The 7,046-nt window shown below is 46.7% G+C and carries 8 protein-coding genes and 2 tRNA genes; 7 read left to right on the top strand and 3 right to left on the bottom strand.

Features of this window, described 5'->3' with window-relative positions:
* Positions 1 to 1,459 (top strand): metallophosphoesterase (locus C232_RS0114180; RefSeq protein ID WP_018664813.1); only part of this gene is annotated, 1,459 nt, incomplete at its 5' end.
* Positions 1,460 to 1,493: 34 nt separating this feature from the next.
* Here the strand turns inward: C232_RS0114180 and C232_RS0114175 are convergent.
* Entirely contained in the window at positions 1,494 to 2,363 is an 870-nt protein-coding gene (locus tag C232_RS0114175) for a MurR/RpiR family transcriptional regulator (protein WP_026314615.1), read from the bottom strand.
* 226 nt (positions 2,364 to 2,589) lie between these two features.
* Between C232_RS0114175 and C232_RS0114170 the strand changes: the two genes are divergently transcribed.
* The 5 genes from C232_RS0114170 to C232_RS0114150 all read left to right on the top strand — a co-directional run bounded on the left by C232_RS0114170 (position 2,590) and on the right by C232_RS0114150 (position 5,281).
* Entirely contained in the window at positions 2,590 to 3,504 is a 915-nt protein-coding gene (locus tag C232_RS0114170; RefSeq protein WP_018664811.1) for a DUF1002 domain-containing protein, read from the top strand.
* 209 nt (positions 3,505 to 3,713) lie between these two features.
* Positions 3,714 to 3,932 carry a DUF1659 domain-containing protein gene (locus C232_RS0114165; RefSeq protein WP_018664810.1) on the top strand — a complete coding sequence of 73 codons (219 nt, stop codon included), beginning with the start codon at positions 3,714 to 3,716 and terminating at the stop codon, positions 3,930 to 3,932.
* 17 nt (positions 3,933 to 3,949) lie between these two features.
* A complete protein-coding gene (locus C232_RS0114160; protein ID WP_018664809.1) occupies positions 3,950 to 4,168 on the top strand; it encodes a DUF2922 domain-containing protein in 219 nt (72 codons plus the stop codon).
* A 77-nt stretch (positions 4,169 to 4,245) separates the two neighbouring features.
* Positions 4,246 to 4,374, top strand: a complete 129-nt coding sequence (locus tag C232_RS0114155) for a YvrJ family protein (protein ID WP_422723668.1) — start codon at positions 4,246 to 4,248, stop codon at positions 4,372 to 4,374.
* A 121-nt stretch (positions 4,375 to 4,495) separates the two neighbouring features.
* On the top strand, positions 4,496 to 5,281 hold the full coding sequence (locus tag C232_RS0114150) for a 5'-nucleotidase, lipoprotein e(P4) family (protein ID WP_018664807.1): 786 nt from the start codon (positions 4,496 to 4,498) through the stop codon (positions 5,279 to 5,281).
* Between the two features lie 76 nt (positions 5,282 to 5,357).
* Here the strand turns inward: C232_RS0114150 and C232_RS0114145 are convergent.
* Together C232_RS0114145 and C232_RS0114140 are read right to left on the bottom strand one after the other, a co-directional pair.
* Positions 5,358 to 5,448, bottom strand: a tRNA-Ser gene (locus C232_RS0114145).
* A 58-nt stretch (positions 5,449 to 5,506) separates the two neighbouring features.
* Positions 5,507 to 5,579, bottom strand: a tRNA-Thr gene (locus tag C232_RS0114140).
* Between the two features lie 312 nt (positions 5,580 to 5,891).
* On the opposite strand from C232_RS0114140, the gene C232_RS0114135 reads away from it, so the two are divergent.
* Entirely contained in the window at positions 5,892 to 7,028 is a 1,137-nt protein-coding gene (locus C232_RS0114135; protein ID WP_018664806.1) for an acyl-CoA dehydrogenase family protein, read from the top strand.
* Positions 7,029 to 7,046 lie beyond the last annotated feature (18 nt).

Raw genomic sequence — 7,046 nt, 5'->3', positions numbered from 1 at the left:
TCAACATCGATTCGCCTTATCAGGCTCATCGTGTTTCCTTTATCTCAGTCAAAGACTGCGAAATCCGTACGCCGATGAACAGTCGCCTCCGCTTTTCTTATTGCCAGGGATTGCTATTGATGCGTTTTTTAAAATTGCTGATACAAATGTGGGGAGGGGAGCAAACTATGATCATACCGGTGAATCCGGCGGTTTTGTACATCCAAGCAGGCGGAAAGTGCTAAGTTCACTTTATAAACTGTATCTTGCTTTTTATGCATTTGATTCATACATTCATTTGGTAAAAAAGGGGGGTGTTTTTATTTTTAAGCAGAAAGGGCTGCGGTGGATTGCGGGGTTATTGCTGCTGGCGGCAAGCCTGAGTACAGGAAAAGAAGCGGAGGCCGCGTTTTTGTTTCAGCCCAAAAAGGCAGTGGTCGATCTGCGCTTACTGGAGACCTCTGATTTGCACGGGTATATGTTAAATTACGATTATATGGCCAGGACCTACACCGGCGGGCACGGGCTTGCGCTGACAGCATCGCTCATTGCCAGGGAAAGGAAAACAGCAAGGAATACCATGCTGTTTGATGACGGCGACCTGCTGGAAGGAAATGAGATGGCCGCTTATGTAGCCAGCCGCCCCTTGAAAAAAGGTGAAATCCACCCGTTTATCAAAGTCATGAACCATCTGAAATACGATGCGGCCACAGTCGGCAATCACGATTTTCACTACGGCCTTGACTTTTTAACGCAAACCATTCGCGGCGCGGAATTCCCGTACGTAAATGCCAATATTTATTACAATCATCGTCGGGAGTCTGATGTCGAAGAACAAAACTTTTTTAAACCGTATGTGATATTAAACCGGACGGTGGAAGACCGGAATGGACACCGCCATCCATTAAAAGTCGGCGTGATCGGTTTTGTCACCCCTCATGTGATTGAATGGGAAAAACCGGTTTTGCAAGGCAAAATTAAAGCAAAGGATATCCTGCAGACGGCGGCCCGCTTTATCCCTGAAATGAAAGCGGAAGGTGCCGATATCATTATCGCGCTGGCCCACTGCGGTGTCGACCCGCTCGCCCAGCAAGCCTTCAGCACAAGTGATGCTGTTTATTTATTGAGCCAGCTCAAAGGGATTGACGCGATTTTATTCGGGCATCAGCACAAGGTTTTTCCAAGTATGGAATTTGCCGGCGTACGCGGTGTGGACATCCGGAAAGGCACGATAAATGGGGTGCCGGCCGTTATGCCCGGAAAATGGGGCAGCCATCTTGGTGTCGTGGAAATGACGCTTGAAAAAAAGGGCGGCAAATGGAAAGTAGCCCATGCAAAGTCAGAGGCGAAACCGGTTTTTACAAAGGTCAATCAAGAAGCGAAAGCGATTGTCGCTCCGGATCCGGCCGTCGTCCAAATGATGGCGGAACTTCAAAAAAATGTTTTGGACTCCAAGTTTACCTTATATAGCAGACAATAGGACAAGCTCCATCCTGAAAGTACGGATGTTCCTTTTAGGATGGAGTACCGGATCTAACCGTGTTCGTTTCTTTTTTCTTTTGTAAGATTGCATCATTCCCGTCCTTTGTTTTCAGCAGAATATTGACATAGAGGGCATCAATGATACTCATCTCTACAATGCGTGAGGAAACAGCAGCAGAGCGATAGTCGGTATTTTGTGAAACGGTAAACAACGGCACATCTGCTTTTTGGCTAAGCGGAGATTTAGAAAACTGCGTAATTACAATGGTTTTGGCGCCTTTTCCCTGAACAGCCTGCAGCAGGTTCAGCACATTCTGATCTGAACCTGAATGGGAAATAATAACTGCTACATCATGGCTGGTCAGTTTTGCAGCACTTAGGCATTGCAGATGGGGTTCCGTATAGGCCACCGTGGCAATATCCGTCTGCAGGAATTTTTCATGCGCATCAAGGGCGATAGCGGATGACCCCCCGCAGCCGTAAAAAACAACGCGGTTTGCTTCACAAATAAAGCGGACAGCGTCATGAATATGTTTTTGGTTAAAAGTATGGATGGTATCTTGCAATGTTTGAATAGTAGACTCAAACACTTTCGTTGCGACTGCTTTTTCACTGTCCGTATCCTGGATCACATCGGTTACCGCTGCTTCGGGGCGGGCCGCTTCAGATGCCAATGCAATTTTCATGGCCTGGAACCCGCTAAACCCAATCCGCTTGCAAAAACGGAAAACCGTTGCATCTGCAACCAGCAAATCATCGGCTACCTGGTTAATCGTGCTGTGGACCAATGCTTGCGGGTTGCTGAGAATATAATCCGCAATTTTCCGCTCTTTTTCGCTAAACTCAGCATACATGGTGTGAATCCTGCGCAAACAAGGGAATGATTGATTTTGAATACCCATGAGCGAACACCTTTCCTGTTTGTGACATCATTAACTTTATTGTAGTATATAATTCATCATTTTGAAAGCGTTGCCTAAAAGCAGTATGACTTCTTCACAAGTGAATAATCGGAAAAAATGCGGTATAATTTGGAATGTAGTTTTCAAAACTTTCACGGCGCGCAGCATGTTTTCGTTCGATGTTGCGAAGGCACAGAACAGATTTCAACCCGGAGGAGAAAAAATGATGTTCAAACGTATTAGCTTGATTGTTTTTATGGCTGCCCTTGTTTTTGGATTTGGAATGAGCGGTTTAACGAAGGCTGCCGGAAATCATGATACAGGCATAAATGAAAAATACGGCCTGCCGATTGTTGTACTTGGTGAAACACTTTCAGACGCCCAAAAGGCTGAAGTGAGAAAGGATCTTGGCGTTGAAGATACGAGCCAGGTGGAAGAAATAACGGTCACGGGTGATGATCTTGTCCACTATATTCAAGGGGAAAACCGTAATTCGCACATGTACTCGTCTGCTAAAATTACGAGAAGCGATTCGGGCGGCATTCAGGTAAATATCGTAACACCGGAAAATATTACCGAGGTAACAGAAGATATGTATAAAAATGCGCTGCTGACAGCGGGCGTTGAAAATGCTGAGATTGAAGTCGCCTCCCCGGTAAAGGTAAGCGGGCATTCCGCACTGGTTGGTATCTATAAGGCTTATGATGACAGCAGCAGTTCCGGCAGTAAACTTGATTCCGACCGGACAAAAGTGGCCAGCCAGGAATTGAATGTGGCAACAGAATTAGCAAACAAGGAAGGACTCAGCAATGACAAGGTTACACAGCTCCTGACTGAAATTAAACAGGAAATTGCCAGCCAGCACCCGGCAACCAAAGCGGATATTGAAAAGATTGTTGACGATAAACTGAATGCACTCAACATCCAGTTGAGCGACGCTGACAGACAGCTGCTTTATGATTTGTTTGACCAAATGCGCCAGCTCAACATAAACTTCGATTCTGTGAAAAGTGAGCTCAGCAACCTCTCCGGCAAACTGAGCGATAAATTAAATGAGGTGGCAAATGATAAAGGATTCTGGCAAAGTGTGTCAGACTTTTTCGAGCGCATCTTTTCCGCGATCAGCAGTTTGTTCAGTTAAAAGAAGGCAGTGTATCCCGAAAGCGATGGGGGCACTGCTTTTTTCGTATATGCTTAAAAACAACGGCGCTGCTTTGTTTTAGAGGATTTTCCTTTAAGACGGGGCAGCGCTTTGTGCATGAAAAAAAAGTCTGCGGCACTGATTTGCAAAATAACCGTGCCTTTTTTCAAACTTGATCGTGATATAAAGGGTGGAAGGAGGTGAACGGAATGGCACAGTTAAATTTAAAAGATACGAAAATTGCACTGGTCTTTGATAACGGTGTGGATGAAAAGGGAAAGCCTGTATCAAAAACAAAAACGTTTAACAATGTTTCCCTTCAGGCTACGCCGGACGGAATCCAGCAATTTGCGCAAGCCTATGCAGGGTTGCAGCAAAAGGTGCTGGTTAGCGTCCAAAGAAATGACAGCAACGATATTTTAAGCTAATGAGGAGGTAATGATGGATGAAAACACTTGAACTGCAATTTCTGTCCGAAGATCAAAAGACCGTCCACGTGGCCATTGATGAACCGGTTGAACCGGTCGACACTGCCAAAGTAAAGGAAGCCATGACACAGATGCTGGCCGCCCAGGTACTCGTCAGTTCAGCCGGGATGCCATTAACATCCATTAAGGGCGCCCGCCTGATTGAGCAAAATATCACAGCCTATACGCTTGCCTAACAGCCAAGGCGTTTCCCCTTAAGCTGGGGAAGCGCCCTCTTTAAACCGGAGAGGAGAATCCAATTGTGCAGGAGATCATGACGCTGATCAGTGAGGTAGGTTTTCCGATTGCCATTACCATCTATTTATTATACCGGATAGAGGTTAAATTAGATGCCGTAATTGAATCGATCCAAACTTTGCCGGAACGGATGAAGCATATCTAAAAAGGGCAGGGCTTGAAGATCAAAATTCGGCCCTTGCCTTTTTTGTTGTTTTCATACATAAAGTTTCCAGTTATTATCATACTAACTGCATCATCTTCAGGGACAAAGGAAGGGTTGGAACATGCGTATGAAAAAGTTTGCGGCTTTACTGGCGGCTTGTGCTTTGGTGTTAGGGGCGGGAGGATGTTCTGCTGCCCGCTCCCTGAACCATCAGGAAATGGCAGTGTCAAACACCGTTACCACCGGCTGTTCAGCGAAAATGAAAGCAGAACAGTCAAAAATGGGGATTGCCTGGTACCGGACTTCCGGTGAGGCAAAGGCACTTTATTATCAGGGATACGCCCTTGGGAAGATGGCGGTTGACCAAAGCTTACGGGAAAAAGTGAAAAAGAAACGGGCAATTGTGCTCGACCTGGATGAGACCGTGCTTGATAACGGGCCTTACTTATCTTATATGGCTCAAAAAGGCATTTCTTTCGGTGATGGCTGGGGCCAGTGGGTGAAAAAGGCGGAAGCCGGGACGCTCCCGGGTGCGCTGGAATTTCTGAAATATGCTGACGCTAAGGGAATAGACATCTATTATATCTCGAATAGAAGCGAAACTTATCTTGATGCCACCTTAAAAAATTTGCGGAAAGAAGGCATCCCGCAGGCAACAGCTTCACATGTTTTACTGCGTAAGGACACTGCCAGTAAAGAAGAACGCCGCCTGTCCGTGGAACGAAACCATGAAATCATTGCGCTTTTTGGCGATAATTTAACGGACTTCGAAAAGAAATTCGACAACAAGGAAATGGAAGCGCGCAACCAGGATACGGTCCGGTTCCATGCTGAATTTGGAAGAAAATTTATCGTATTTCCAAATCCTGTCTACGGGGATTGGGACAACGGCATCCCCTGTTCATGAATAAGCAGGCAGCAAAAAAGCCGGGGGATCCCCGGCTTTTTTATGTCTACAGCTCATGAACGTATTGATATATGTATGGCGGAGAAGGTGGGATTTGAACCCACGCGACGGTCACCCGCCCTAACGCATTTCGAGTGCGTCCCCTTGAGCCGCTTGGGTACTTCTCCATCCTTTTTAAAAATAAGCCTCTCCAGTGGAGAAACTCATCCAGTCATATGAAGATGATGCTGGTGAGAGGACTCGAACCTCCGACCCCTTCATTACGAGTGAAGTGCACTACCAACTGTGCTACACCAGCATGTCAGCATCAAGACAATCTATATTATATTATAATAAAATAAGAATTACAAGGGGTAAAATGAAAAATTATTGATTCTAAGCAGCCGGCGGGAAACAACGGGATTGGCAGGATAAATTTTGGGGATAGCGCATTAACTAGATCTGGGGCAGATGAAGCGGGAAAAGGGCAAGATAAAATCCAAAATTGGCAGAATGAAATTTAAAACAAGAATAAATGATGAATTTTGCAAGAAAAGATTGGTCCGCCGCTCGCCAGAAATCATAAGAAAGTTTAAAATAAAAGTAAATGTCTCAAATAGGAGGATGCGAAATGGATCTATTGGGCATGCGCACGATTCAAGAAAGAATCGAAGCCGTTGGAAAACTTGCCGAACGTTTTCACGAAAGGGCAGCGGCGAACGATGAAGCAGGGCGCTTTCCTTTTGAAAATATAGAAGAGTTAAAGAAAGCCGGGTACACCAGGCTTACTGTGCCGAAAGCATTTGGGGGCGGAGAAATTCCGCTATGCGAATTGGTACGTTTGCAGGAAACCATCGCAACCGGGGACGGGTCAACCGCGCTGGCGATTGGCTGGCACATGGGGCTGATGATGCATGTGTCCGAAACGCAGCCGTGGGAACCATCGCTGTTTGAAGAGGTGGCAAAAGCAGTCATGGAACAGGGGGCGCTCCTGAATACATGTGCGACCGAAGCCCAAACCGGGAGCCCGACACGCGGTGGGAAACCGACCACGACAGCCGTTAAGAAAGATGCCTGCTGGGTGCTGAACGGCCGGAAAACGTTTGCTACGATGTCGCCGGTGCTTGATTTCTTTATCATTACCGCAACAATAGAAGAGACAGGTGAAGTGGGGAGTTTTATCGTGCCGGGAAATTCTGAAGGCTTATCCGTCGTGGAAACCTGGGACAGTATTGCTTTAAAGGCTACCGGCAGCCATGACGTGGTACTTGAACATGTCAAGATTCCGCTTGCAGGCCTGGCGGAGGTCCAAACGAAAAAGAAGAAACCGGCCGGCTATCTGCTGCATGTTCCGGCCTGCTACTTGGGCATTGCAGAAGCGGCCAAAAGGGAAGCGGCCCATTTTGCAAAAAACTATATCCCGAACAGTTTAAACCATCCTATTGCTGAACTGCCTGCGATCCGCCAAAAGTTTGGTGAGATGGAACTGAAGCTCATGCAGTCGCGGCATTTTCTTTACTCCGTGGCCAGGATGTGGGATGAAGCCGGTGAAGCGGAAAGAAGTGAAATGGGGCCTGAACTGGGCGCTGTAAAACTAACCATTACCAACCAGGCCATTGAAATCGTGGATCTGGCCATGAGGATAGCCGGCGCCCGCAGCCTTTCGCAAAAAAGCCCGCTGCAGCGTTATTATCGTGATGTGCGTGCGGGATTGCACAATCCGCCGATGGATGATGTAACCATGATGCAGCTGGCCGCGAGAGTTTGAGTTTTTAACAAGCATTCT

The sequence above is a fragment of the Heyndrickxia acidiproducens DSM 23148 genome (genome assembly GCF_000374345.1).
In the GTDB taxonomy this organism is placed as follows: domain Bacteria; phylum Bacillota; class Bacilli; order Bacillales; family Bacillaceae_C; genus Weizmannia; species Weizmannia acidiproducens.
The sequence above is the reverse complement of the archived record's forward strand: the minus strand, read 5'-3'. Positions and strand labels throughout refer to the sequence as shown.